Annotated in this window: 21 protein-coding genes and 1 pseudogene; 8 read left to right on the top strand and 14 right to left on the bottom strand. The window is 69.5% G+C overall.

The window, feature by feature from the left end; translation table 11 throughout:
* Positions 1-297: 297 nt before the first annotated feature.
* Positions 298-552 (bottom strand): hypothetical protein, encoded by a 255-nt coding sequence (locus LMU33_RS05180; RefSeq protein ID WP_228617750.1) that lies wholly within the window; start codon positions 550-552, stop codon positions 298-300.
* Between the two features lie 130 nt (positions 553-682).
* On the opposite strand from LMU33_RS05180, the gene LMU33_RS05175 reads away from it, so the two are divergent.
* Complete coding sequence (locus LMU33_RS05175; protein ID WP_228617749.1) at positions 683-1,117, top strand: hypothetical protein; 435 nt, start codon at positions 683-685, stop codon at positions 1,115-1,117.
* Between the two features lie 296 nt (positions 1,118-1,413).
* Here the strand turns inward: LMU33_RS05175 and LMU33_RS05170 are convergent, their stop codons facing one another.
* Positions 1,414-3,177, bottom strand: a complete 1,764-nt coding sequence (locus tag LMU33_RS05170) for an MOSC and FAD-binding oxidoreductase domain-containing protein (protein ID WP_228617747.1) — start codon at positions 3,175-3,177, stop codon at positions 1,414-1,416.
* Positions 3,178-3,660: 483 nt separating this feature from the next.
* Here LMU33_RS05170 and LMU33_RS05165 point away from each other — a divergent pair, with 483 nt between their 5' ends.
* Positions 3,661-4,530, top strand: coding sequence for an alpha/beta fold hydrolase (locus LMU33_RS05165; RefSeq protein ID WP_228617746.1), 870 nt, complete (start codon positions 3,661-3,663; stop codon positions 4,528-4,530).
* 459 nt (positions 4,531-4,989) lie between these two features.
* On the top strand, positions 4,990-5,850 hold the full coding sequence (locus LMU33_RS05160; protein ID WP_228617744.1) for a DUF427 domain-containing protein: 861 nt from the start codon (positions 4,990-4,992) through the stop codon (positions 5,848-5,850).
* Between the two features lie 314 nt (positions 5,851-6,164).
* On the opposite strand, the gene LMU33_RS05155 is transcribed toward LMU33_RS05160, so the two are convergent.
* The 5 genes from LMU33_RS05155 to LMU33_RS05135 form a co-directional block, all read right to left on the bottom strand.
* Positions 6,165-8,372, bottom strand: a complete 2,208-nt coding sequence (locus tag LMU33_RS05155; protein WP_228617743.1) for a xanthine dehydrogenase family protein molybdopterin-binding subunit — start codon at positions 8,370-8,372, stop codon at positions 6,165-6,167.
* Positions 8,369-9,358, bottom strand: a complete 990-nt coding sequence (locus LMU33_RS05150) for an FAD binding domain-containing protein (protein ID WP_228617741.1) — start codon at positions 9,356-9,358, stop codon at positions 8,369-8,371. Before LMU33_RS05150 ends, LMU33_RS05155 begins: the two co-directional genes overlap by 4 nt.
* Complete coding sequence (locus tag LMU33_RS05145; protein ID WP_228617739.1) at positions 9,345-9,875, bottom strand: (2Fe-2S)-binding protein; 531 nt, start codon at positions 9,873-9,875, stop codon at positions 9,345-9,347. Before LMU33_RS05145 ends, LMU33_RS05150 begins: the two co-directional genes overlap by 14 nt.
* Positions 9,876-10,046: 171 nt before the next feature.
* Positions 10,047-10,259: a hypothetical protein gene (locus tag LMU33_RS05140; RefSeq protein ID WP_228617737.1), complete on the bottom strand. Its 213-nt coding sequence runs from the start codon at positions 10,257-10,259 to the stop codon at positions 10,047-10,049.
* A 416-nt stretch (positions 10,260-10,675) separates the two neighbouring features.
* Positions 10,676-11,476 carry a helix-turn-helix transcriptional regulator gene (locus LMU33_RS05135; protein ID WP_228617736.1) on the bottom strand — a complete coding sequence of 267 codons (801 nt, stop codon included), beginning with the start codon at positions 11,474-11,476 and terminating at the stop codon, positions 10,676-10,678.
* Between the two features lie 216 nt (positions 11,477-11,692).
* Here LMU33_RS05135 and LMU33_RS05130 point away from each other — a divergent pair, with 216 nt between their 5' ends.
* Positions 11,693-12,430: an SDR family oxidoreductase gene (locus LMU33_RS05130; protein ID WP_228617734.1), complete on the top strand. Its 738-nt coding sequence runs from the start codon at positions 11,693-11,695 to the stop codon at positions 12,428-12,430.
* Positions 12,431-12,534: 104 nt separating this feature from the next.
* On the opposite strand, the pseudogene LMU33_RS05125 reads toward LMU33_RS05130, so the two are convergent.
* The 3 genes and pseudogenes from LMU33_RS05125 to LMU33_RS05115 all read right to left on the bottom strand — a co-directional run.
* Positions 12,535-12,656 (bottom strand): annotated as a pseudogene (locus LMU33_RS05125) (NAD(P)-binding protein); the annotation flags it as partial.
* Positions 12,657-12,893: 237 nt separating this feature from the next.
* The gene (locus LMU33_RS05120; RefSeq protein WP_228617732.1) at positions 12,894-13,745 is read right to left on the bottom strand and encodes a phosphotransferase enzyme family protein; all 852 of its coding nucleotides are present in this window, start codon (positions 13,743-13,745) and stop codon (positions 12,894-12,896) included.
* Between the two features lie 454 nt (positions 13,746-14,199).
* Positions 14,200-14,721 (bottom strand): hypothetical protein, encoded by a 522-nt coding sequence (locus LMU33_RS05115; RefSeq protein WP_228617731.1) that lies wholly within the window; start codon positions 14,719-14,721, stop codon positions 14,200-14,202.
* A gap of 1,002 nt (positions 14,722-15,723) precedes the next feature.
* Here LMU33_RS05115 and LMU33_RS05110 point away from each other — a divergent pair.
* Positions 15,724-16,272 (top strand): GNAT family N-acetyltransferase, encoded by a 549-nt coding sequence (locus tag LMU33_RS05110; protein ID WP_228617729.1) that lies wholly within the window; start codon positions 15,724-15,726, stop codon positions 16,270-16,272.
* Between the two features lie 273 nt (positions 16,273-16,545).
* Here LMU33_RS05110 and LMU33_RS05105 read toward each other — a convergent pair whose 3' ends face one another.
* The 3 genes from LMU33_RS05105 to LMU33_RS05095 all read right to left on the bottom strand — a co-directional run bounded on the left by LMU33_RS05105 (position 16,546) and on the right by LMU33_RS05095 (position 18,571).
* Entirely contained in the window at positions 16,546-17,370 is an 825-nt protein-coding gene (locus LMU33_RS05105) for an SAM-dependent methyltransferase (protein WP_228617727.1), read from the bottom strand.
* Between the two features lie 80 nt (positions 17,371-17,450).
* Complete coding sequence (locus tag LMU33_RS05100; protein ID WP_228617726.1) at positions 17,451-17,702, bottom strand: DUF397 domain-containing protein; 252 nt, start codon at positions 17,700-17,702, stop codon at positions 17,451-17,453.
* On the bottom strand, positions 17,699-18,571 hold the full coding sequence (locus tag LMU33_RS05095; RefSeq protein WP_228618340.1) for a Sco1979 family transcriptional regulator: 873 nt from the start codon (positions 18,569-18,571) through the stop codon (positions 17,699-17,701). Before LMU33_RS05095 ends, LMU33_RS05100 begins: the two co-directional genes overlap by 4 nt.
* A 381-nt stretch (positions 18,572-18,952) precedes the next feature.
* On the opposite strand from LMU33_RS05095, the gene LMU33_RS05090 reads away from it, so the two are divergent.
* Positions 18,953-19,186: a hypothetical protein gene (locus tag LMU33_RS05090; protein WP_228617724.1), complete on the top strand. Its 234-nt coding sequence runs from the start codon at positions 18,953-18,955 to the stop codon at positions 19,184-19,186.
* An 899-nt stretch (positions 19,187-20,085) separates the two neighbouring features.
* Here the strand turns inward: LMU33_RS05090 and LMU33_RS05085 are convergent.
* Positions 20,086-20,493 carry an ArsR/SmtB family transcription factor gene (locus LMU33_RS05085; protein ID WP_228617722.1) on the bottom strand — a complete coding sequence of 136 codons (408 nt, stop codon included), beginning with the start codon at positions 20,491-20,493 and terminating at the stop codon, positions 20,086-20,088.
* A gap of 142 nt (positions 20,494-20,635) precedes the next feature.
* Here LMU33_RS05085 and LMU33_RS05080 point away from each other — a divergent pair, with 142 nt between their 5' ends.
* Positions 20,636-22,615 (top strand): heavy metal translocating P-type ATPase, encoded by a 1,980-nt coding sequence (locus LMU33_RS05080; protein ID WP_228617721.1) that lies wholly within the window; start codon positions 20,636-20,638, stop codon positions 22,613-22,615.
* Entirely contained in the window at positions 22,612-23,010 is a 399-nt protein-coding gene (locus LMU33_RS05075; RefSeq protein ID WP_228617719.1) for a (2Fe-2S) ferredoxin domain-containing protein, read from the top strand. The genes LMU33_RS05080 and LMU33_RS05075 overlap by 4 nt, the downstream gene beginning before the upstream one ends.
* Positions 23,011-23,019: the final 9 nt, after the last annotated feature.

Below are 23,019 nucleotides of genomic sequence, written 5' to 3'. Positions count from 1 at the left end.
CCGCCGAGAGCACCCGCCGGGCCCTGCGTGGGGTCGGGCAAGCGCTCGCTCACCGCACGTCCTGGATGATCCGCCGGACAGTGACACCTGCCGTAGTGCCCGGTACCCGGCCTTCAGCGTCACGAGCGTGGCAAGTGCGGCCGCCACCAGCCCTGCGACCGGGGCCGCCCGGTTGCCGACTGCCGTCGAGCGCGCCGTATTCGGTCGAGCGCGTCGGCGACCGCGGCAAACAGCGCTGCCCCCATCGCGGCGCCCGGCTGTCGGCCGGTGTTGATCATTCCGCCGGCCAAACCCTGGTCACGGTTCGGCGATTTTGGCGCTCGCGGTGATCACGCTGCCGAATGCCATGCCTGCGGTGCCGAATCCGACAAGCGTCACCGCCGCGAGCGGCAGGTGGTAACGGTCGACCGTCCGCTGCTGGGCCAGGGCGGCAAAGGCGGCGGTGGCATGGCGGTCGGCACCACCGGAGAGGTGTTCTCCGCTAGGGGTTGTCCGGCGGATCTTGGCTTGGCGGCGCCGGTGGACCCCCGGCTGGAGTGCGGGAGGCTGCACCTAGGCTTTGGCCATGCTGCTGATCCACGGCGGGGAAGCCGTAGCCGACGCTCCCGTACTGCGCACGGGAGGAGTCCCGCTCGTCCCGGATGGATTCGTCTGGCCGAACTGCCGCAACTGCGGCGGGCCCATGCAGTTCCTCGCTCATCTGCCCCTCGATCTCGGGGCAGTCGCGGTGTTCTTCTGCCAGAACGATCCCGGTATGTGCGACGACTGGGACGCCACCGCCGGTGCCAACCGCGCCTTCGTGTTCAGAGGTCGACTGGCGGCGGCCACGGTCCCCGACGAAGGCGAGACGCTGCTCGGTGCGGTCACCGCCTTGCGCCCGTACCCGGCCGACGCCCCAACCGAGGAGCCGGTTCTGGGCCGGCTGGGTGGCGAAGCAGACTGGATCCAAGGTGATGAGACCCCTGACTGTCCCTCCTGCACCGCCCGTATGACCTTCACGGCCGAACTCGAGGAGGGATCCGACTTCGCCACCTCCGCCAACTTCGGCGGAGGTGGCCGCGGCTACATCTTTCACTGCGCCCCCTGTAGCGAGGCCGCCTTCCTCTGGCAGGGATGAACCGGCGGTCGGCCCGCCGGTCTGGTCGCTCGGGGACGGTGCGCTGGATCTGCCGCCTCCGCAGAGCGCGTCGTCCCCCTGCCCCGGCGTGACCAGGAACGCAAGCGGGCGGCGTCCGTCCAGTGCGGTCTGCCGTTGATCACCTTGCGGTGACTGGCTCAGCGTCCGTCCCGCCCGCCGGTTTTGGACGGATGCGGCAAGCAGCCGAGACCATTCGCGGTTCGTGAGATCGTCCCGCCCCATGACCAGGCGAGCGGACTTGGACACCAGGCGGTTCAAAGATCCGCCCGACAGCCCTAGAGGTCGAGGACGACTTCGGTGGTGGGTTGGCTGCAGCAGACGAGGATGGTGCCGGCTTCGGGGGGTTCGAGGGGTGGGGTGGTGTAGGTGATGTCGCCCGCCACGAGGTGGGTCGTGCAGGTGTGGCAGACACCGGTGCGGCACGACCAACGGGTGGGGATGTCGCAGGCTTCGGCGAGGTCGAGGAGGGAGGAGTGGGCGGGTGACCATGGTGTGGCGATGCCGCTGCGGGCGAAGGTGATGAGGGGGCCGTTGCCCGTGGGACCGGGTGGTTGGTGCGGCCGGACCGCGGCGGTGGGAGTGATGCCGGGGTTGATGGCTGCGAGCGCGCTGAATTGTTCCGTGCGGATCCGCTCTGGGTTCAGGCCGTGGGCGCGCAGGAGGCTGCCGAGGTCGTCCATGAAGGCGGGCGGTCCACAGAGGTAGGCGTCGGCTTCGGCAGGGATCCCCATCGCGCTGAGTGATCGGGCCGTGGGGCGGCCCTGGGCGATGTGCGGGTCGTCGGAATGTGGGGCGGTGTCCGCGGTGTAGTAGATGTGCTCGTGGGCGTGGGGGAGTTGTGCCAGGAGCGCGTGGCTCTCGTCCGAGAAAGCGTGGTGGGCGCGGTCGTGGGCGACGTGGATCCACCAGACCGGGCGTGGGTCGCGTGTGGCGGCGAGTCGGTGCAGCATGGCGAGCACGGGAGTGGCGCCGATCCCTGCCGAGACGAGGAGGATCGGGCGGGTGGTCTCTTCCAGTACGAACGTTCCGCGGGGGCTGGCGATGTCCACGAGGTCCCCGGGACGGAGCGCGGCATGGATGTAGCCGCTGACTCTCCCCTGAGGTTCGTGCTTGACGCTGATGCGGTAGGTGCGTGCTGTGGGGGAGGAGGACAGGGAGTAGCTGCGCACTGCGGGGGCGGCGTCGCCGACGGCGAGGCGGATGGAGAGGTACTGACCCGGGCGGGCCTCGGGCAGGAGCGTGTCGTCGGTGGTCTCGAGGTAGATCGAAGAGACGGTGGGGGTCTCGGGGACGATGCGGGCGACGCGCATGGTCTTGAAGCCCGGCCATCCCGGTTCTTCTCCGGGCTGCTGGGTGGCTGCGCGTTCGGCCGGCCACCCCGGTTCCTGTGTGGGCTGCTGGGCGGTGGCGAGTTCACGGAAGGACTGCTGCCATCCGGGGCTGAGGGCGGGGATGTCCAGTGCTTTGCGCAGCTTCGCGGGGTCACGGTCGGGGAGGTAGAGCAGCGCGTCGGTGTCGGCGACGCTGAGTCCTTCCGGGCCCTTGCGGGTGAGGGTGATCTCGTCCCCGGCCTGGACGCGGCCCTCGGTGATGACGCGCAGGTAGAACCCGGGACGGTGGTGGGCGACCAGGAGGGAGGCCATGGCGGGTTCGCCCAGGCGCATGCCGACGCGGTAGCAGGTGACGCGGGGCTGGGTGACCTCGAATTCGGCTTCGCCGATGCGGTACCGGTCGCCGATGCACACTTCGTCGTCGGACAGGCCGTCGACGGTGAAGTTCTCCCCGAACATCCCGAAGCTCAGGTCGTCACGGCCGAGTTGCTTCTGCCAGTACTGGTAGGACTGCAGCTGGTAGACGAGGACAGCACGGATTTCGCCGCCGTGCCCGGCCAGGTCTCCTTGACCGTCTCCGTCGACGTTCAGCCGCCGGACCGTACGAGGGCCCTGGACGGGGGCCTTCCAGGCTCCGGTGTGGACGGTCCTTCCCTGCCAGGAGACGTCCTTGGGCATCCCCACGTTGACGGACAGCAGTGTCGCCATTGCGGACCTCCTGCGGGTGGCCGGCCGGGCAACCCCTCAGGGAGCTGGGATCTGTGCGGCGGGGCCGTCGTGCCGGTGCCGCCGCGATTCCGTGATCACGAATCCATCGTCATCCTCCCCGTGAGCGTTGTCGACCGCTCTTTGGTCTTCTGCACGAGCGTCCGGTTTCGACTGGACGTGGGCCACGGAAATCGCCGCACTTGCACAGGCTCTCGATGTGGCACGTGAAGGGGTCGAGCGTGCCCGCTCCAGGCCGGTGATGGCAGCGGTTCCCTGGTGGACCACGAGGCACGCAGGCCCGAGGTGCGCGGTGCGCTGGCTGATGGCCGATCACGGACGGAGGCTTGAGGCAGGCCCACGTTCCGCCGCCCGGGCGCACGGCATCCTCAGCGCCATCTAACCATTAAAAGCATCTTGACAGGTTAGGTTAAGCGTGCTCGACTGGATCTATAACCATTGAAGCTCGATAGAGGGGTTAGAAATATGGCTTCCGCAGTCCACCACCGCACAGCCACCGTCAACGGGCTCGAGGTCTTCTACCGGGAGGCCGGCGACCCCCAGGCACCCGCAGTCGTGCTTCTCCACGGCTTCCCGACCAGCTCGCACATGTTCCGCCACCTGATCCCGGCGCTGGCCGACCGCTACCACGTGATCGCCCCCGACCACATCGGGTTCGGGCAGTCCGCGATGCCTGCCGTGCAGGACTTCCCCTACACCTTCGACGCCCTCACCGAGGTCACCTCCGGCCTGCTCCAGCACCTGGGCATCGACCGGTTCGCGATGTACGTGCAGGACTACGGCGCCCCCATCGGCTGGCGTCTCGCCCTCCAGGCCCCGGACCGCATCACTGCGATCGTCACCCAGAACGGCAACGCCTACGAAGAGGGCTTCGTCAAGCCCTTCTGGGACGACGCCTTCGCCTATGCCGAGGCCCCGGGACCGGGCACCGAGGCCCCCATGCGCGGCGCCCTGACCCTCGAGACCACACGCTGGCAGTACGTGAACGGAGTGGCGGACCCCAGCCTCGTCAGCCCGGACAACTGGGTGCACGACCAGGCACTGCTGGACCGTCCCGGCAACGACGAGATCCAGCTCAAGCTGTTCCGCGACTACCCCACCAACGTGGACCTCTACCCACAGGTCCATCAGTACTTCCGCGCCTCCCAGGTTCCGCTGCTCGCGGTCTGGGGCGCAGGCGACGAGATCTTCGGCCCCGCGGGCGCGGAGGCGTTCCGCCAGGACCTGCCCGATGCCGAGATCCACCTGCTCGCCTCCGGCCACTTCGCGCTGGAGAGCCACCTCGAGACCATCGCCGAGCACATCCGCGACTTCCTCGGCCGCGTCCTCGCCTGACGGGCAGGGCGTCGGGGCGGCTGCGGTGGCCGGGGACCAAAGCCCCCTCCTGTCGCAGCCGGCACAAAGGACCCGCCAGGCGACACCTTGCCCCACACGGTTCGCGGCTCCACCCCGCGGACCATGCGCGCCGCCCGGGACTCCGCCACGCAAGCCCTCGACAGCTGGGCGGGTTCCGGTACGGCGACGACATCCGGGCCTGCGCCACGGATCCGGCCGGCCACGTCGTCCAGCGCAAGAGCCCGGACGGCCGCGACCTCCTGGTCCGCCTCATCAGGCGCCCGTACTGCCTTCACGTCGGCGTTCATGGCAGCGCGTGCCACTGCGGCGTCCGCATCCCGCCGCTCCCGCTGACCGCGGATACCGGGCGGGGCATGCGCACCGCCCCCGACCGTCGACGACAACCACCCCACCCGGGGTGCGGCCACCGTCCACCCCCCACCCCGAAAGGAGCCCGCCATGGGATTGTCCTGGCAGCAAGGCCCGCTCTCCGCCGGCGCGATCGGACACTTCCTCACCCCCGAACCGCTCCCGGAACGCCTCCTGTTCGCCGAGCCGCTGCGCCGCCGCATGCGCGTGAAGTTCAACGACACGTGGATCGCCGACAGCGAGAACGTGATCCTGCTGCACGAACCGGGCCGCTACCCCGTCGCCTACTTCTCCCGGGAAGACGTCGACCCACAGGCCCTGCTCCCGAGTGGCAAGGTCACCCACCACAAGGATCTCGGCGACACGGCCTGGTACGCGGTGCGCGCCGGCGACCGCACCACCGAACGCGCAGCCTGGGAGTTCACCGCGCCGCCCGCTCATGCCGCCGAGCTCCGGGGCCGCATCGCCTTCGCCTGGCGGGCGATGGATGCCGTCTACGAGGAGGACGAACGCATCCTGGGGCACGCCGCGGACCAGTACCACCGGATCGACATCCGCGACACCTCCCGCACCCTGGAGGTCCGCCTCGGCGACACGGTGATCGCCCGCTCCGAACACCCCGTCGTCCTCTACGAGTCCGGATTCGCGCCGCGCTGGTACGTCCCGCGCGCCGACATCGACGAGATCCGGCTGCGCCCTGTGGAAGGCCAGACCTTCTGCCCTTACAAGGGCCTGTGCGACTACTACGACATCGGCGACGCACGCCGCGCCGCATGGTCGTATCTCAACGCCTACCGGGAGGTCGACCGGATCGGCGACCTGGTCTCCTTCGAAGCGGACAAGGTCGAGGTCCGTCTCGACGGCACGCGCCTGCATCTCGAGCCCGGGCAGAACGTCGTCCCCCACGGCGTCGATCGCGGCCTGGACGCCGACGAAGTCAAGGACCACTGAGTCCGCAGAGCGCCTGCTCCTGTCTCAGCCCCGGTACTCGAAGTGCCAGGGTCCAGCCGACGGCTCTGACGGTGGCGCTCCGTGAGCGTCACCAGACACGCGATCGGCAAGCCCAGTGGCTCTCCAGTCATCCATCAGGAGTGTGAGACCGAGACCGGCTGGCTCACCGCGCCCTCCCCGGTGCTCAGGTGCAGGAGATGAACCGTCACAAGCAGCCGCGCCCTGTTTCGGTGAGGGCGCGACGGCGCGCGTGGAGCGTGGTGTCGGCTGGCCGACCCGCCCCGGGCCACGACAACGCCGTTTCGACCGGCCATTCAAAGGACAGCGTCCAGTGTGATCGGCAGCTCGCGGATGCGCTTGCCGGTGGCGTGGTGCACGGCGTTGGCGATCGCGGGCGCGATGCCGACCAGGCCGACCTCGCCGACGCCTTTGGTGCCGGTGGCCGTCCCGTGATCGGGCTCGCCGACGAAGACCACGTCCAGTTCCGGGACATCGGCGTTGACCGCGATCAGGTAGTCGGCGAACGTCCCGTTGGCGATGCGCCCGGTGCGCGGGTCGGTGACCGTGTCCTCGAACAGGGCCATGCCGATGCCGCCGACCGTCCCGCCGATGATCTGGCTCCTCGCCGTCTTCTCGTTCAGGATGCGCCCACCGTCGATCACGGAGACCACCCGCGCGACCCGGATGAGGCCGAGGTCCGTGTCGACCCGGACTTCCACGAACTTCGCGCCGTACGCGCCGGCGAGGGACATGCCCAGTTCGGTGTCGACCGGCGGCGTGCTGTTCCCGTTCGACGTGAGCTCGGACAGCCCGTGCCGGGCGAGGATGTCGGCGTACGCCTCCCCGAGGTCCGGGCGGCCCGCGGGGTGGACCCTCCCGTCGGTGCACTCCACGTCGTCCGGGGAGAAGCCAAACAGGGGTGAGTCGGTGTCGCCGCACGCGAGTTCGGCGAACGTGCGCACCAGCCGCCGGCAGGCGTCGTGCACGGCGTTGCCCAGCGCGCCGGTGAGACCTGAGCCGCCCGCCATCATCGAGTTGGGCATGTCGGAGTCGCCCAGGTCGAAGCGGACCCGGTCCAGCGGCAGGCCCATTTCCTCGGCGGCCAGTTGGGCCATGACCGTGTAGGTTCCGGTGCCGATGTCGGTCGCCGCGCTGCGCACCAGCGCGCTGCCGTCCCTGTTGACGGTGGCCTGCGCCGCGCAGGGCTGTGCGAAATAGGGGAACCACGCGCTCGCCATGCCGTAGCCCACGAGCCAGTTGCCGTCACGCATGGAGCGGGGTTCCGGGTTCCGGTCGGACCAGCCGAAGCGTCGCGCGCCGATCTCGTAGCACTCCAGGAGCGCCTTGCCGGACCAGGGCAGACCGTTGCGCGGGTCGACGTCGGTGTGATTGCGCAGCCTCAGCTCCACCGGGTCCATGCGCAGTTTGCAGGCCAGCTCGTCGAGCGCGGACTCCAGCGCGAAGTTGCCCTGCGCCTCGGCCGGGGCGCGCATGGACGTCGGCACGGCGATGTTCAGGCGGGCCTGCCGGTCCTGCGTGATCACGTTGGGGCACCGGTAGGCGAACGCGGTTCCCGACGCGAACGGCTCGTAGTCCGCTTCCTCCATGCTCAGGGAGGTGAGGCTGCGGTGGTCCAGGGCGACCAGCTCGCCGTCGCGTGTGGCGCCGACACTCAGCCACTGCACCCCGCTGGGCCGGTGTCCGATGGAGGTGAACATCTGCGGCCGGGTCAGCACCAGCTTGACCGGTCGCTTGATCATCCGGGCGGCCATGGCGGTGAGGACCACGTGCGGCCACGCGCGCAGACCGGCACCGAAGCCTCCGCCGACATAGGGCACCAGGACCCGTACCGAGCTCTCGGGGATACCGAAGACCGTGGCGAGGGTGGTGCGCACCATCGACGGCCACTGACTGGTGTCGTGGACGGTGAGGGTGTCGCCCTCCCACGCGGCCAGGGTGGCGAACAGGCCGAGCGGGTTGTTGGTGTTGTCCGCCGTGGTGTAGGTGGCCCGCACGGTCACCTCGGCGGATTCCAGCGCTGCCGCGGGGTCGCCGCGCGAGGTGTCCATCCCCCACGGGTCGATGACCTGTTCGGCGCGCGGGTCATGGAGGTCCAGCAGCGGCTCCGCGGTCTCGTAGTCGGCCCGTACCAGCCGCGCCGCGGCGGTGGCCTGCTCCGGGGTCTCGGCCACCACGAAGGCGATGTGCTGCCCGTGGTGGACGATCCGGTCGTTGCGCAGCGGCGGGAGAGGCGACGCACCGAGGACCGTCGTGGGACCCTTCCCGACCTTCGGGGCGTTCTCGTGGGTGAGGACGGTGATCACACCGGGGGCGCCCTCGGCCGCGTCGGTGTGCATACGGACGATCCGGCCCGCGGCGACGGTGCTCTGCACCAGGGCACCGTAGGCCTGGCCGGGGACGCTGAAGTCCATCGGGTACGGGGCAGTGCCGGTGACCTTGCGCGGGCCGTCGACCCGGTTGACGCCGGCGCCGACCCGCGGCCTGCTTTCGACGGTGCTCATGCGGTCACTCCTGAGACGGTCTGCAGCTCGCGCACCAGGGTGCGCCGGGCGAGCGGCACCTTGAACGCCGTTCCGGGGACGGTCCAGGCGCCGTGCATGGTCGCCTCGGCCGCGTCGCGGAACGTGGCGGTCGTGGCGGAGGCACCGGTCAGCACGTGCTCGGCCTCGTAGGCCCGCCAGGGTTTCGTGCCCACGCCGCCCAGGCCGATCCGGGCCTGGCGGATCGCGCCGTCCTCCACGACGAGCAGCACCGCGGCCGAAGTGAGGGCGAACTCGTACGATGCCCGATCGCGGACCTTGAGGTAGCCCGACCGGGCGGCCGGCGGCGGGAGCGGGATCTCGACCTCGGTGATCAGCTCGGCGTGCTCCAGGACGTTCTCGCGCTCGGGGCTGTCGTCGGCCGTCAGGTAGAACTCGGTCAGCGGCACGGTACGGGCCTCCGACAGTCCCTGGATGTGCACGACCGCGTCGAGCGCCACGAGGGCGACGGCCAGGTCGGAGGCGTGCAGCGCGATGCACCGCTCGCTCGCCCCGAGCACGGCGTGCATACGTGCCGCCCCCTGCACCGCGGCGCAACCGGAACCCGGCGCGCGTTTGTTGCATGCGCCGACCGTTGGGTCGCGGAAGTAGCGGCAGCGTGTGCGCTGCAGCAGGTTGCCACCGATGGTGGCCATGTTCCGCAGCTGCACCGAAGCGCCCTGCAGGAGGGCCTCGCGCACCATGGGCAGGCGCTCGCTCACCGTGGCGTCGGCGGCCAGTTCCTCCATGGTGGCCAGGGCCCCCACGTGGAGGGCCTCGCCGCGTCGTTCGATGCCGTGCAGCGGGAGCCGGGTGATGTCGATCAGCCGCGGGGGCTCCAGGACCCCGTCCTTCATCAGGTCGAGCTGTGTCGTCCCGCCCGCGAGGCAGGATGCCGCCGGGTCCTCCGCCAGCAGCCGCACCGCCTCGCGGGTGTCGGTGGCCCGGACATAGTCAAAGGCGCGCATCGTGACCTCCCCGGGAGGCCGCGTCGCGTATCGCCGCCACGATGTTGGGATAGGCACCGCACCGGCACAGATTTCCGCTCATGAACTCCCGGATCTCCTCGTCCGAGCCGGCCCGGCCTTCGGCCATGAGCGCCACCGCGGACATGATCTGCCCCGGGGTACAGAAGCCGCACTGGAAGGCGTCGTGTTCCATGAACGCCTGCTGCACCGGGTGCGGACCGTCGGCGTCGGCGATGCCCTCGATGGTGGTGATCGCCCGGCCCTCCGCCTGCGCCGCGAGGGTCAGGCAGGCCAGCACCCTCCGGCCGTCCAGATGGACGGTGCATGCGCCGCAGGCACCCTGGTCACAGCCCTTCTTCGTACCCACCAGGCCCAGCCGGTCACGCAGGGCGTCCAGCAAGGTGACCCGCGTGTCCATACGGAGGGCGTACGGCCGTCCGTTCACTGTGAGTGTCATGATCCGCTCCGGGGCCGCAGGCCGCTCACCCACGTCCCGCCGGCTCGCCACGTCCGTCATCGCGTCCTCCTTGGGACGGGTCGCACACGGCTCCAGCCCACACGCGGCGCAGACCCGGTGAGCCGATTCGACAGCTTTGGGAAGATTGACAACCTCATTTCACGATATAAGCCAAACAAGTGATCGGCATGCGGTCCGACCGCTGCGTCTCGAACTTGCGGTGCGGTGGGGTCATCCACCCGGCCACCGGGCCGCTTCCAGGCCGTGCTGGTCGGGCGTCCGCGAGGATCTCCACGAATGGTCGGCCGACAGCTCGACCAGGCCGGGCCGCCGGACCTGGATGAGGCAGCGCAACTGCCGGGCCGGTCCTTCCGGCCGGTACTCGATGACCTCGGTGAGAGCGCGCAGCCGGATATCTGGTGCGGCGGTGCAGCCTCGTTGCACCAGCAGGGGAGCACCTTGCCGATGGCGCGGGTGACGGTCGAGCGGTCGGCGCCGAGCCAGCAGGCCGACAGATCATGCGTGGCGCGACGGCGCGGATCACCAGCGTGGCCAGCAGCCGGTCGATGAATACGAGCCTGCGCTGCGCACCGGCTCCGACAACCCGCCGCCACGGCCGAGCCGCGAGACGTGCCTGATGCTGCTCGTGCCCCAAGGGCCTCATCTCAGCGATGAGTTCACCGACGCCTACCGCCCGCACGGCCGCTGACCCAGACACGTTCCTGCGCGGCATCGACCTCGAACACACCACGGGACGCGGAACGTTGTCGTCGCCGCCATGGTGTCGGACGTCCGCCAGGTTCGAAGAATCGCCGCTCGGCACCACGACACAAGGTGGACCGCGTCGCGGCCACCGGCGCTCAATCGGCGGATTCCCGGCCGTCGGAGTAGATCACCAGTGTCTGTTCCGGCTGTTCGGCCAGGTGGAATGCGGTGTAAGCGAAATCGACCACCCCGCGTCCCGGGCTCCGCAGCCGTTTCCGTCCGCCGTGCCGGGCCTGCACGTCGTACTGCGGCCACCAGGCACGCACTTCCGGGCTGCCCGCGGTCAGTTCGTCGATCAGCCGGGTGTACCGGACGTCGCCCGGGTGGCGTCCGGCCAGCGTCCGCAGCCGGGCAAGCAGACCGCGCGCCTCGGGCTCCCAGTCGACCAGGACGTCCCGGGCCGCAGGTTCGAGGAAGACCCAGCGCGCGAAGTTCGCCGGCCGGTCCGCGGCCGCGGTGAGGTGCGGGAACAGCTCGTCGGCCGCCTGGTTGCAGCTGAGCACGTCATAGGTGCCGCCGATGATGTACGCCGGGTGCGGCTGGAGCAGGAGCGGGACGGCAGCCACCTCGGCGGCGAGCGGCTCAGGTTCTTCGGGTTCGGCCGCAGGCACATGTCCGGCCAGCCGGAAGAGGTGACCGCGCTCGTGCCGGTCGAGCTGCAGCACCGAGGCGACGGCGTCGAGCACCTGGTCCGAGGCGCGGATGTCCCGGCCCTGCTCAAGGTACGTGTACCAGGTCGCGCTGATCCCGGCGAGCAGCGCGAGTTCCTCCCGGCGCAGGCCCGGGGTCCGGCGTCGGCCGGTGTGTGGCAGTCCGACCTCGTCAGGGGTGATCCGCTCCCTGCGGCTACGGAGGAAAGCGCCCAGCTCACGGCGTTGGTCCGGCTGTTGCGGCATGGTGGATGGCACCTCTGGTTCCAGAATGAATGCGCTCTGGATACCAGGCTAGAGCCATCGCAGACTGAAGTCCGAGCGGGAAGTGCGGCTCTCACCGGCGGGCTGTGACCGCTCATCCCGGCGCCTGCGGCCCCGGCGCGCGGACGCGGTCCGGGCGATCACACGGAACCGGTACCGAGAAGGAATACCGGTACCGAGAAGGATGAGGAAGACATCATGTCGGGAATCGACGGCAAGGTCGTGGCGATCACGGGAGCCAGCAGCGGCATCGGCGAGGCGACCGCACTGCTGCTCGCCGAACGAGGCGCACGGCTCGTGTTGGGTGCGCGCCGGTCCGAGCGCCTCGCGGAGTTGGTGGCGCGGATCGAGAAGTCGGGCGGAGCGGCCGTACAGACCCGCACGGACGTGACCCGACGGGACGACCTGCACACCCTGGTCGCACTGGCCGGCGAGCGATTCGGGCGACTCGACGTGCTGGTCAGCAACGCCGGGGCCGGTACGATCTCGCCTCTCGACGATCTGCGGGTCGACGAGTGGGACCAGATGGTCGACGTCAACATCAAGGGTGTGTTGCACGGGATCGGCGCCGCGCTGCCGGTCTTCCGGGCCCAGGGCACGGGCCAGTTCATCACCATCGCCTCCACGGCCGCGTTTCGCATCGTGCCGACCATGGCGGTCTACGCCGGTACCAAGTTCGCGGTCCGCGCCATCTGTGAGGGCCTGCGCCAGGAAGCCGGTGACTCCTTGCGGGTGACCACCGTCTCGCCCGGCCTCATTGGGACCGATTTCGCCGAAGCATCAACGAATTCGCAGGTCCGGGCAGAGATCACGGAGATGCGGGACCGGATCGCGATCCCGCCGGAGGCGATCGCCCAAGCCATCGCGTTCGCCATCGAGCAGCCGGCGGCCGTCGACGTGAACGAGATCGTCGTCCGGCCCACGGCTCAGAAGTGAACCCGCTCAAGTCCGAGGCGCATTGCAGCCCCGGCCCCTGATCGTTCCTCGAAGCCCTCGACTCCAAACCGCTCCGAGCAGGTGCGTCGGTGCAGAGCACGGACGGAACGCGCCGATGGGGAGGGCTCGGCCCGAAAACCGTGACCGGGATTCCGTGGACGTGCAGGACGCGGGCCAGCGTGAGACCGCCGAGTCCGGCGCCGATGATCGTGTCACGGGTACGCATGGTGGCTCCTCGGGAGGCGGGCCGCCCGGTGACTCCGGCCGGCCGTCTCCCGAAAGGTGCCAGCCCCCGCCGACGGTCGCTCGGGCAGATCCGGCCGCACCCCGGCTGCGGCGGCACCCGCGCTGCTCGCACTGCCAGGAGACCGACTTGCAGCAACGTAAGTGCGTGGGCCAGGGCCAGGACCAGGGTGGATCCTGACACCAACAGCCGGCCGGCTACGACCTCGAAGGTCCGTGATCAGTCATGGGCGTCCAGGCCCTCGCGATCGAGTGCTGCTCGGATCTGGCTGAGCCACTGTGTGCCCAGTCGGCGCCCGTTCGGGAGTTGGTCGCCTCGATCCCAGCGCCATGTTGTGATCATCGCCAGCACGAGGATCCGGCACTCGCGCAGCAAGTCTTGATCGACACCCGGATAGTGCTCGCTGACTGCTTCGGGCGCATGGGCGAGGTCGAACTCGACGGGCCCACGGCAACACGTCTCAAGGTCTATGAACAGCAGCCCGTTCTTCGTGGTGAGCACGTTGCCCGGGTGCGGCTCGCCGTGCAGCAGCTGCTCGGCGCCGCCACGCTCGCCGATCACTCGTCTCAGGCCGCGTAACGTGTCGCCGAGCAGCTCCCGGTCCGCGTCGGCGAGCGCCGGAGTGTGGTCGCGGTTCGCCACGAGTTGTTGAGCCTGCTCGACCCGGTCGGTGAATCGCGGCGTCGGGACATCGAGCTCGCGCATGCCGGCATGCAGCTGCTCGAGCGCATTCGCGTAGTCGGCTGGTGAGACCTCGCGAGGTGTCACGGGTTCGTAGTAGGTCCATAGCGTGACCAGGAAGCCATCACGCTCATAGGCGCGTGGCTCCACTCGAGGCTCGAGAGCGGCCACAGGGCACCCGGATTCGGCGAGCCGCTGAGCAAGCTCGACTTCGAACTGTGCGACCTGATGCGCCACAGGTGCCACGCGGGCCAGGACGTCACAAGGCAGCAGACGCAGAGTGAGCTTGTTCGAGTCATGAAGAATGATCGCGTCGTCGACTGTCAGGCCAAGTGATGAGGCGGTCGACATGGCCGCGGCCACCGCACGCGGAACCTCTGACGCGTGCATCGTCGCCTGGCCCCTCTCCCTTGAGCGCTGCCACCACTCTCCGAGCGGTGCAACCTGCGCACCCTAGCAAGTCGTCGATAGAGAGCCGCGCTGGCGCGACGGGCAGGATGCGGCTGCATCGGCGATCTGCTGCTTGAGGACGCCGCCGCGCGGGAAGCCGCCCTGTCCGCTGACGCCACGAGGTGGCTGTCGCTGCCCGGGATCCGGACCAGATGGACCAGATGCAGTGGACAGGCGTTGCTACCTCCGCGCTGTGCTTGAGTGGCGAAGAGCCCGCGTTGTCTCCGGCCTGGAGCGCAAGGAGCGCCAGGCCCGGCTGCTCCGTGCGCTCGTCTCCATGGCCCAGGGTTTTGGCTTTCGTGGAGGCCGTGGAGGCCGTGGAGGCCGTGGAGGGGGTGCTGCTGCAACCGGGGCGTACAGCCGCCGCGAGCTTATCTGCTTCGCCGCCCGGCAGTCAGCCCTCTGGCTCCTCGTCCTCGCCGGCCGCGTCGCCGATGGCGACGCGCAGGTCATGCATGCCCTGGATGATGTCGATGAGGGCTTCCTCCGCCCCGCTCAGAGCTCGGCGGGTTCCCTCCACATCACCTCGGTCGGCGTGGAGTTGGGCGCTGAGGGTGTACAACGCCGCCATCGAGGCGGCGAAGGACGCCTCCTGGCCCGGAGGTGTTTCCTCTGCCTCGGTTTCCGAGACCTGCATGGCGGTGCGCTGCAGTCTGTTCGTCAGGACGTTGACCGCGAGGCCGGGGTCGCGGCCCAGCTGATCCGTCCAGCCGACCATCGTGTCGAGGACGTCCTCGATCTCTCCTTCCTCGGTCAGACGCGTGGCGGTGGTGATCTCCGACTCCGTCTTGGCCAGCAAATGGCCCAGCAGCCGCAGACGGTCTGCTTGCTGCGGTTCCTCGGGCCGCGCTTCCGGGCCCGCCACCGGTTCAGCCCCGAGAGCGACCAATGCTGCATAGATCTGTTCAGCACTCACCGAATGCTCGCTTCTGTTGCTCACGCTCTCAGCTTCGCGCCACGAAGGCGCCACCGCCCGCCCACACACGCCGGAGGCGTACGACTCCGCTGCTCATCTCACTCGAGAGCGGCTTCCATCGCCCCTCCGGGCAGGGCATCCCGTACGAGCCCTACCCCGAAGCTCCTGACCAGCACCGATACCCGAGCGGTCGACCAGGCGAACCTGCGACATCACCGTCGCCTCACAACGGTGATGTCGCTGCACTGCCAGTCTCATGGGTGCGGAGTCCTATTGAACTGATCACGTAACGACAGGCCCTCCACAGGACGAATTCATGGCCTCGACAGACCCCTGCCACCACGCAGCGTGCTGGCGGCGCCAGCCTGCGGACCGATTGCCGTGGATCGGGTGGCTGGCCGTGGTTTCGGTGATGCTTGGAATCTTCTTGATAAGCCGCACTATCACCCGACGGGAGCCCAACGGCCGTTAATCAGGCTGCATTGGAAGGTGCCGGAGTGGCCGTGGACACCGCCTCCACCGCGAGGATGTCGCACGAGTCGCTGACGCACTCCAACGCCATCCTGCCGGCCGAGCGGTGAGCGGGAGCGTGGCGATCCGCAAACAGTAATCCGCTACTCTAAGTAATGCCCATGTGGCTGATTGCGCATCTGACCGCGAGACCAACCCCGATGGCGATGGTGGCGAGGTCACTGTCTTCCGAATCGATGCGACCGCTCCAGTGGCGTACTTCATGCGAAGATCAGCGGAGCAGAACCCCACCGTCTGGAATGTCCACTGCAACTGTCACCGACGCCGCAGCGGAGCAGCGAGTCAGCCGTGCCCCCTCGGCTGTGCGAGGGCGTCACCATCGTGGTCGGCCTCATACAGCTAGACAGTCACAGTCAGGGTTTCGAGCCGTGCACGGACACCGACATCCAGCTCGGGCCGACGGGTCGGAAGCTGCTGCCGCTGTCCTTCGGCCGAAGCTCCTGCCGGCTGGCGTGCGATACATTGCCCGCCATGACTGAGCTCGGACCCGTCGCCTGGCCACCTGCCCCGATCAGGACGGAGCGGCTCGTGCTCCGCGAGTCCGAGGCCGGGGACCGTGCGGCGTTCGTCGAGCTGTTCGCGTCGCCAGAGGTGGGCACCTACCTCGGTGGTCCTCGACCGCGTCATGAACTCGAGCGCACGGTGCCTGAGGTACCCGGGCGGCGCCCCGGCCTTTTCGTGATCGATCTCGACGGAGCGGTGATCGGCACCATCGAGCTCAACCGGCGCGACGCGGAGCGCCGGAGCCGGGTCCGTCCGGATGCCGGGGAGGCCGAGCTCGGCTACATGTTCCTGCCGGGGGCATGGGGACGCGGGTACGCCGCCGAGGCCTGCGCAGCGGTACTCGACTGGTACGCCGACGCGCTTCCCGGCGAGCCGGTGGTGCTCTGCACCCAGACCGCCAACACCCGCTCGATGCGCCTCGCCGCGAAGCTGGGGTTCACGGAGGTGCGACGGTTCGAGGAGTGGGGCGCCGAACAGTGGATGGGCGTGTGGTCCTCGGTCGCACCGTCCGGTTGAGCTCGATCGGTCGTCGCGCTCGGCGCTCGTAGCGGTTCCTCGACCTCGTGGCGGTGCACCCCGTCGATCAGACTCACCCGCCGAAGGATATGGACATCCGCCGCTAGGCGGATTGGTACCGGCACGTCAGTCTCGCGATGCTCGCCCACGCCTGCCTCGCGGCCATGGCATCGCATGCCGACGACCCAAACGGAGCCACATGACAGCGCGTCAGCTGGACGTGCTGACAATCCCGCCTCCGGCCAGCGGCAGTGGTGAAGTGCAGCTGGAGTACTAGGGCTTGATGCCCACACCCGTCCACAGGCTGACCTGGGCGTCCGTGGGCGGCTCAGCTGCGATGGAGTCTTCGTTCGGGGCGGGGCGCCAGCGGTGACCCATCGTGATGCCGGGGTCGAGAAGTTCCAGACCGTCGAAGAAGCGGGCGACGTCGGCGCGGGAGCGGAACTGCACAGGCGTTCCCGCGTTGGTGTAGATGTCGGTGACCTTCTGCCAGGTGGGCGGATCGAGGTCGGGCGTGCAGTGGCTGAGTGCCAGGGCGCTGCCCGAAGGCAGGGCGTCGAGCAGGCGTTTGACAATCGCGTACGGGTCCTGCTGGTCGGTGATGAAGTGCATCAGGGCGTTGAGGGACAGCGCCACCGGCTCGTTGAGGTTCAACACCTCTGCGAGGATGGGGGCGTTGAGCAGAGCGGCAGGGTCCTTGACGTCAGCCTCGATGTACGCGGTGCGGCCCTGGGACGTACTCCGCATCAGGCGTTCGGCGTACTTCAGTACGAGAGGGTCGTTGTCGGCGTAGACGACCCGGGCGTCGGGGACGACGGACTGGGCCACCTGGTGCAGGTTCGGCTCCGTGGGGATGCCGGTACCGATGTCCAGCCACTGGCGGATGCCGTACTCTCGCGCGAGGACTCGAGTCGCCCGGTGCATGAAGGACCGGTTCTCACGGGCGCACACAAAGATACCGGGATAGACGGCGGCGACATTCTCGGCTGCCTGCTTGTCCACCTCGAAGTGGTCCTTGCCGCCCAGGTAGTAGTCGTACATGCGTGCGGAGTGAGGCCTGCTGGTGTCGATGTCCCGCGAGGCCGGCGTGCTGCTCATGCTGTTCCCTTCCGTAGATGTGTGGTGTGCAGGCGGAGGGCGACCTCGTGGCGGCGCCTTCTTCCCGATCGCGCTGAGGTTCAGCCGGCCGTCAGGTGATCGGCGAGACCCTTCTTGACTCCCTCGAGGAATGCGCTGATCTCCTCGGTGGTGTAGATCAGCGCGGGCCCCGAGGGATCGGTCGACTGGCGCAACGCAATGCGGCCGTCGGCGAGTTGCTTCGTCTCCACGCACTGGCCCCCGTTGGGCCCGCTCCACGGGCACTCCCAGCCGTGCTCTCCAAGGTCGGAAGCCGGCATCCCGTTGTAGACACTGCCATGGCTTACGGTCATGAGTACTCCTTGCGCATGCGTTGCAACAGCGCCCTGCTGTCCGCGGAGGAGGTCAGCAACGACATCCGGTTGTGTGCTTCCAGATGGGCGGCGACATCCGAGCGCTGGTCCAGGTACATGGAGGCGGTCAGCACCTCGCTGTAGACGACGTCGGGCAACTCCGGCTCCGCGAACCGGAAGTAGGTGAAGGGGGCGCACGCGCCGACGTGGGCGCCTGCGGAGAACGGAACAACATCGATGCTGATATGTTCCAGCTCTGAGGCTTCGAGGAGCCGGTCGATCTGCGCGCGCATCACCTCTGCCCCGCCGACAACGCGGTGCAGGACGGCCTCCTCCATCACCACCCACAGCGTGGGGGCGTCCTTGCTTTCCAACAGGTCCTGCCGGCGCAGCCGCAGCTGGATGCGCCGCTCCAGATCTTCCTCGGAGTCATTGGGAAAGCCGCCGCGCAGGACGGCGCGCGCGTAGGCGTACGTCTGCAGCAGCCCGGTGACGTAGTGCGGCTCGTAGGTACGCAGAGTCCTGGCGCTGGTCTCCAGGCTGACGTAGGCGGAGAACCAGCCGGGCAGCACATCGCGGTAGTCATGCCACCAGCCCGGTTCGTTGGCCCGCTCGGCCAGGGCGACGAACTCGTCGATCTCCTGCCGGTCGGCTCCGTAGGCCTCGAGCAACCTCTCCACGTATAGCGGCTTGAGAGCGACCTCTGCCTTTTCCAGGCGCCGGACGGTCAACGACTTCATCCGCAGGGCCTTGGCAGCGTCCTCCAGCGACACGTCGGCGCTCTGCCGTCTCTCCCGCAGTCGCCGACCGAGGATCATACGAAGAACTGTTGGCGCGCTGTTCCCCGCCCCCGAACGACCCTCCACCAGGCAACCCCACTCCCCTGACAGCACGTCACCATGACGCGTTTGCAGGCGACTTGCTGATGACACCAACCGGATATCGTCTGGCTGAAATTATCAGGGAAGCAGTTGCAGCGTGAAGTCGGCTGCGCGCATAGTTACATGCGTGAGAGGTCCAGCCGGACCCCCAGACCCCGATCGTCAACGGCCAGCCAGGTCCACAGAGTTGTCGCCACCAAACGCCGAGGACGCACGTAAATTCGAACACATTTGTCGGGAAGGCATTACCGCCGCTTCGCATCCTCGCGGCCCGGCCTCGAAGGGAAGACGACCACCATGTCCCCCCACACACCGCTCCTCACCTCCTCGTCAAAAGGCGCAGGCACCGGCTCCTCGCGCGGAGCAGTCGTGACCGCGACGGGCTTGATGCACCGCTCGCATCCATGGCTCGGCCACATGGTGACGGACTCCGCAACGGGACGGCGAGGAATTCTCCGCGCCATCGCCCCGGAGGGCACGACGCCGGCGCCGGTCGCCTGGCTGGCCCCGCGGCGAGGCGGCATCGAATGGACAACGGCGCCCGAATACCTGACCGATCCCACGCCGATCGCGCCGACCAGCCGCCCGGAAGAGACGACGTGAGGCAGCGGATCACCCTCGTCCGTGCGTCACGGCCGTAGCTGCCTTGGAAGGCCGCTCAAGGCATGCCTGAGGTGTTGTGGAGGTGGTTCGCTCCGATCGCCATGGCGCTTACCGGGCCATCTGAGTGGGCGTAGGGCTGCGAAGCGCCGGTTTGGTTTCAGTGGGTTGATGTCGGCGCCCCACCCTCTGCGCCGCCCCATGCGTGCCGCCCACTCGCTGCACAGGGTGACCGCATATGCCGCGACCATTGCCGCCGCACCGGTCACCAGTGCCTCCCGCTGCACCTCCCGCTGCGTCGCCTCCCCCTCACCCGTCCGGGGCGGGCGTCTTCCTGCGGTCAGCGGCCCGCTGCCAAGACCCGGCCGGCCGTAGTGGGACTGGCGCGAGCGCGCGAGGCCAACGGATACGAAGAGATGCCGGCCGTACGTGCCGGGCCCTCACGGCGCGCTGAACGGACGGGCGTCGGGGAGCGGGGCACGGCGATGCTCAGCTCGACACCTTGCCCGGGGGCCAGGTGGGAGCGGCGTTCCTGACGTTGCTGTCACGGGGCGTTCGTCCTCGTCGCGGGGTGGCGGCCCTGACAGCGTGCGCCGCGCTGCTGTCCTGGGGGTGGAGCACTGGTCTACCCCCTTCGAGACGGACACGGTCGTACGCCTCTTCGGCGACCGGCTGGTCGCCACAGGCGCTACGGCGCCTACAACACCGCCTCCCGCATCGCGATCTCGCTCGTAACCTGGCCGTGGGGGCGCTGTTTCGACACGGGAGTGCGGTGGCCGCCGTGGGTTGCGCTCGCCGCCACCGGTCTGTGCTGCGCCGGGCTCCTGGCCCAGCTGCATCGCGCCGGATGCCTGGCGGCGAACACCGTCCCGGTGCCCGGCTGAGGTGAGGACCCGTCGCGCTCAGCGTGGCCCGGCCGTCACGGCGGCCGCGCTCTCAGCAGGGGTACCGGTCAGGCCGTCGCGCAGGCCGAGGCGCAGGTGCTCGACGTGGTAAAGGGCCTGTTCAAGGAGCTCGGCGACGTGGTTGTCGTAGAGGGCGTAGATGACCGAGCGGCCCCGGCGTTCGCCGGTGACCAGGCCGAGGTTGCGCAACAGCCGGAGCTGGTGGGAGCAGGCGGACTGCTCCATGCCGACGGCGTCGGCGAGTTCCGTCGCCGGGCACGGCCCTTCCTGGAGACGGGCCAGGATCCGCAGCCGGGAGGGCGTGGCCAGCGCCTGGAGGGTGGCGGCCACATCGGCGGCGCCCACGGTTTCCAGGCGCTCACGCGCTGTGGCTTTGGTCTTGGTGGCGTCAGCTCGGTGGCCCATGTCCTTCATCCTACGGAGAACCATTCATGAACGCATGAATGAGTCTTCATGTGATCCTGTACGGTGGAGGTGAGCGGCGTCGGCCCTGGGCTGCCCGCACTCTCGTCGTTCCATCGCGCCTATGTGAAGGACCGCTTCTCCGATGACCTCCACCCTCGCTCAGGCACCGGCCGTCCGCACCGCCGACGCACGCGGTGACGGCGCGCCCCGCCGGGGCACCCGCGTCTTCGCGCTGCCCGAGGCGCGCTGGGCGGCCGCGGCCACGGTCCTGTTCCTGCTCGCGCTCCCGTCGCAGCTGACCGGTGCACCGGCGTGGGCGTGGGGGCCGCTCTACGCGCTCACCTATGCGGCCGGCGGCTGGGAACCGGGCTGGGCGGGTCTGCAGGCGCTGCGGGAGAAGACCCTCGACGTCGACCTGCTGATGGTCGTCGCCGCGCTCGGGGCGGCGGCGATCGGGCAGGTGACGGACGGGGCGTTGCTGATCGTCATCTTCGCCACGTCAGGGGCGCTGGAGGCGCTGGCCACCGCGCGTACGGCCGACTCGGTGCGGGGGCTGCTCGACCTGGCGCCGGCCACCGCCACCCGCATCGACGCGGACGGCGACGAAGTCGTCGTGACCGTCGAGGAGCTGTCCGTCGGCGATGTCATCCTCGTGCGGCCCGGCGAGCGCATCGGCGCCGACGGACGGGTGCTCGACGGGGCGAGCGAGGTCGACCAGGCCACCATCACCGGCGAACCGCTGCCCGTGGCCAAGGAGAAGGACGACGAGGTCTTCGCGGGCACCCTCAACGGCACCGGCGCCCTGCGCGTGCGCGTCGAGCGCGAGGCCTCCGACACGGTGATCGCCCGGATCGTGCGGATGGTGGAGGAGGCGTCGGAGACCAAGGCGCCCACCCAGCTGTTCATCGAAAAGGTCGAACGGCGGTACTCGCTGGGCATGGTGGCGGCGACCCTCGTCGTGTTCCTTCTGCCACTCGCCTTGGGCGCGGACCTCACCGGCTCCCTCCTGAAGGCGATGACCTTCATGATCGTCGCGTCGCCCTGCGCGGTCGTCCTGGCGACCATGCCGCCGCTGCTGTCGGCGATCGCGAACGCCGGCCGGCACGGTGTGCTGGTCAAGTCCGCGGTGGTGATGGAGCGACTGGGTGAGGTCGACGCCGTGGCGCTCGACAAGACCGGAACGCTGACCGAGGGCACTCCGCGTCTCACCGACGTACGGCCGCTGACCGGATCCGGTCTGGACGAGGCGGCACTACTGGCGCTGGCGGCCGGGGCCGAGCACCCGAGTGAGCACCCGCTGGCCCGCGCGGTTGTGGCCGCGGCACGCGAGCGCGGACTCGTTCCTGCGGTGGCGGAGGACTTTGATTCCACACCCGGCGTCGGGGTGACCGCAGCCGTCGACGGTCGTGTGGTCGTGGTCGGGGCTCCGGCGCGGCTCCTCGGCGGCGCGACGGACACCGCGTCCGCGCGTGCCGCTGCCCTCGCCGGTGGGATGGAGGATGACGGGCGGACCGCGGTGCTGGTCATGGCGGACGGTGTGCCCGTGGGCCTGCTGGGCACCGCCGACCGGCTGCGCGCCGACGCCGCCGCGACCGTCGCCTGCCTGACGACCCTCACCGGCACCGTGCCCCTGCTGGTGACCGGTGACAATCCACGCGCCGCCGCCCGCCTCGCGGCCGAGGTCGGCATCGAGGACGTTCGTGCCGGCCTGCTGCCCCAGCACAAAGTGGACGCGGTGCGGGAACTGGAGAAGACCGGCCGCAAGGTGATGGTGGTCGGCGACGGCGTCAACGACGCGCCTGCGCTGGCCGCCGCGCACACCGGGGTCGCCATGGGCCGGGCGGGCTCGGACCTGGCGTTGGAGACAGCGGACGCCGTGATCGTCCGCGACGAACTGCGCACCGTCCCCGCCGTGATCTCCCTGTCCCGGCGCGCCCGCGCCCTCGTGGTGCAGAACCTGGTGATCGCCGCGGTGTTCATCGCCGGCCTGGTGGTCTGGGACCTGGCCGGCACCCTGCCGCTGCCGCTCGGCGTCGCGGGCCACGAGGGTTCCACCGTCATCGTCGGCCTCAACGGCCTTCGGCTGCTGCGCGAGGCGGCCTGGCGGCGGGCCGCCGAGTGAGCCGCCGCAAGGCTCCTGCCCGGGCGGCAGCACCCCGGTGCACGGTGACCGTGTGCCGGGGCTGCTGCTGCGGCACGGACAAGATCCCCGGCATCGACCACGCGGCGCAACTCACCGCGCTGAAGGCCGAGCTCGGAGCGGTTGCCCAGGTGAGGGCGGTGAACTGCCTCGACGCCTGTGAGCAGGCCAACGTCATCGTCGTACAGCCGTCCCCTACCGGCCGGGCCGCGGGAGGGCGGCCGGTCTGGCTCGGGCTGGTCAACGACCCCGACGCGACCGCCGACATCGCCGCGTGGGTACGGGCGGGCGGGCCGGGTCTCGCCGAACCGCCCGACATCCTCGCCCTGTACGCGTTCGCGCCATCCCGGCGCGTTCGGAGGGCCGTTGAGGACTGAGACGCCACC

It is taken from the genome of Streptomyces barringtoniae, from assembly GCF_020819595.1.
Classification (GTDB): domain Bacteria; phylum Actinomycetota; class Actinomycetes; order Streptomycetales; family Streptomycetaceae; genus Streptomyces; species Streptomyces barringtoniae.
This window is presented reverse-complemented; position numbering and strand designations above follow the sequence as displayed.

What these genes read in the sequence shown, in the direction of transcription:
- LMU33_RS05175 (WP_228617749.1), top strand. Translation starts at nt 683, where the DNA reads ATGCAGTTCCTCGCTCATCTGCCCCTCGATCTCGGGGCAGTCGCGGTG.
- LMU33_RS05170 (WP_228617747.1), bottom strand. Translation starts at nt 3,177, where the DNA reads ATGGCGACACTGCTGTCCGTCAACGTGGGGATGCCCAAGGACGTCTCC.
- LMU33_RS05165 (WP_228617746.1), top strand. Translation starts at nt 3,661, where the DNA reads ATGGCTTCCGCAGTCCACCACCGCACAGCCACCGTCAACGGGCTCGAG.
- LMU33_RS05160 (WP_228617744.1), top strand. Translation starts at nt 4,990, where the DNA reads ATGGGATTGTCCTGGCAGCAAGGCCCGCTCTCCGCCGGCGCGATCGGA.
- LMU33_RS05155 (WP_228617743.1), bottom strand. Translation starts at nt 8,372, where the DNA reads ATGAGCACCGTCGAAAGCAGGCCGCGGGTCGGCGCCGGCGTCAACCGG.
- LMU33_RS05150 (WP_228617741.1), bottom strand. Translation starts at nt 9,358, where the DNA reads ATGCGCGCCTTTGACTATGTCCGGGCCACCGACACCCGCGAGGCGGTG.
- LMU33_RS05145 (WP_228617739.1), bottom strand. Translation starts at nt 9,875, where the DNA reads ATGACGGACGTGGCGAGCCGGCGGGACGTGGGTGAGCGGCCTGCGGCC.
- LMU33_RS05135 (WP_228617736.1), bottom strand. Translation starts at nt 11,476, where the DNA reads ATGCCGCAACAGCCGGACCAACGCCGTGAGCTGGGCGCTTTCCTCCGT.
- LMU33_RS05130 (WP_228617734.1), top strand. Translation starts at nt 11,693, where the DNA reads ATGTCGGGAATCGACGGCAAGGTCGTGGCGATCACGGGAGCCAGCAGC.
- LMU33_RS05120 (WP_228617732.1), bottom strand. Translation starts at nt 13,745, where the DNA reads ATGCACGCGTCAGAGGTTCCGCGTGCGGTGGCCGCGGCCATGTCGACC.
- LMU33_RS05110 (WP_228617729.1), top strand. Translation starts at nt 15,724, where the DNA reads ATGACTGAGCTCGGACCCGTCGCCTGGCCACCTGCCCCGATCAGGACG.
- LMU33_RS05105 (WP_228617727.1), bottom strand. Translation starts at nt 17,370, where the DNA reads ATGAGCAGCACGCCGGCCTCGCGGGACATCGACACCAGCAGGCCTCAC.
- LMU33_RS05100 (WP_228617726.1), bottom strand. Translation starts at nt 17,702, where the DNA reads ATGACCGTAAGCCATGGCAGTGTCTACAACGGGATGCCGGCTTCCGAC.
- LMU33_RS05085 (WP_228617722.1), bottom strand. Translation starts at nt 20,493, where the DNA reads ATGGGCCACCGAGCTGACGCCACCAAGACCAAAGCCACAGCGCGTGAG.
- LMU33_RS05080 (WP_228617721.1), top strand. Translation starts at nt 20,636, where the DNA reads ATGACCTCCACCCTCGCTCAGGCACCGGCCGTCCGCACCGCCGACGCA.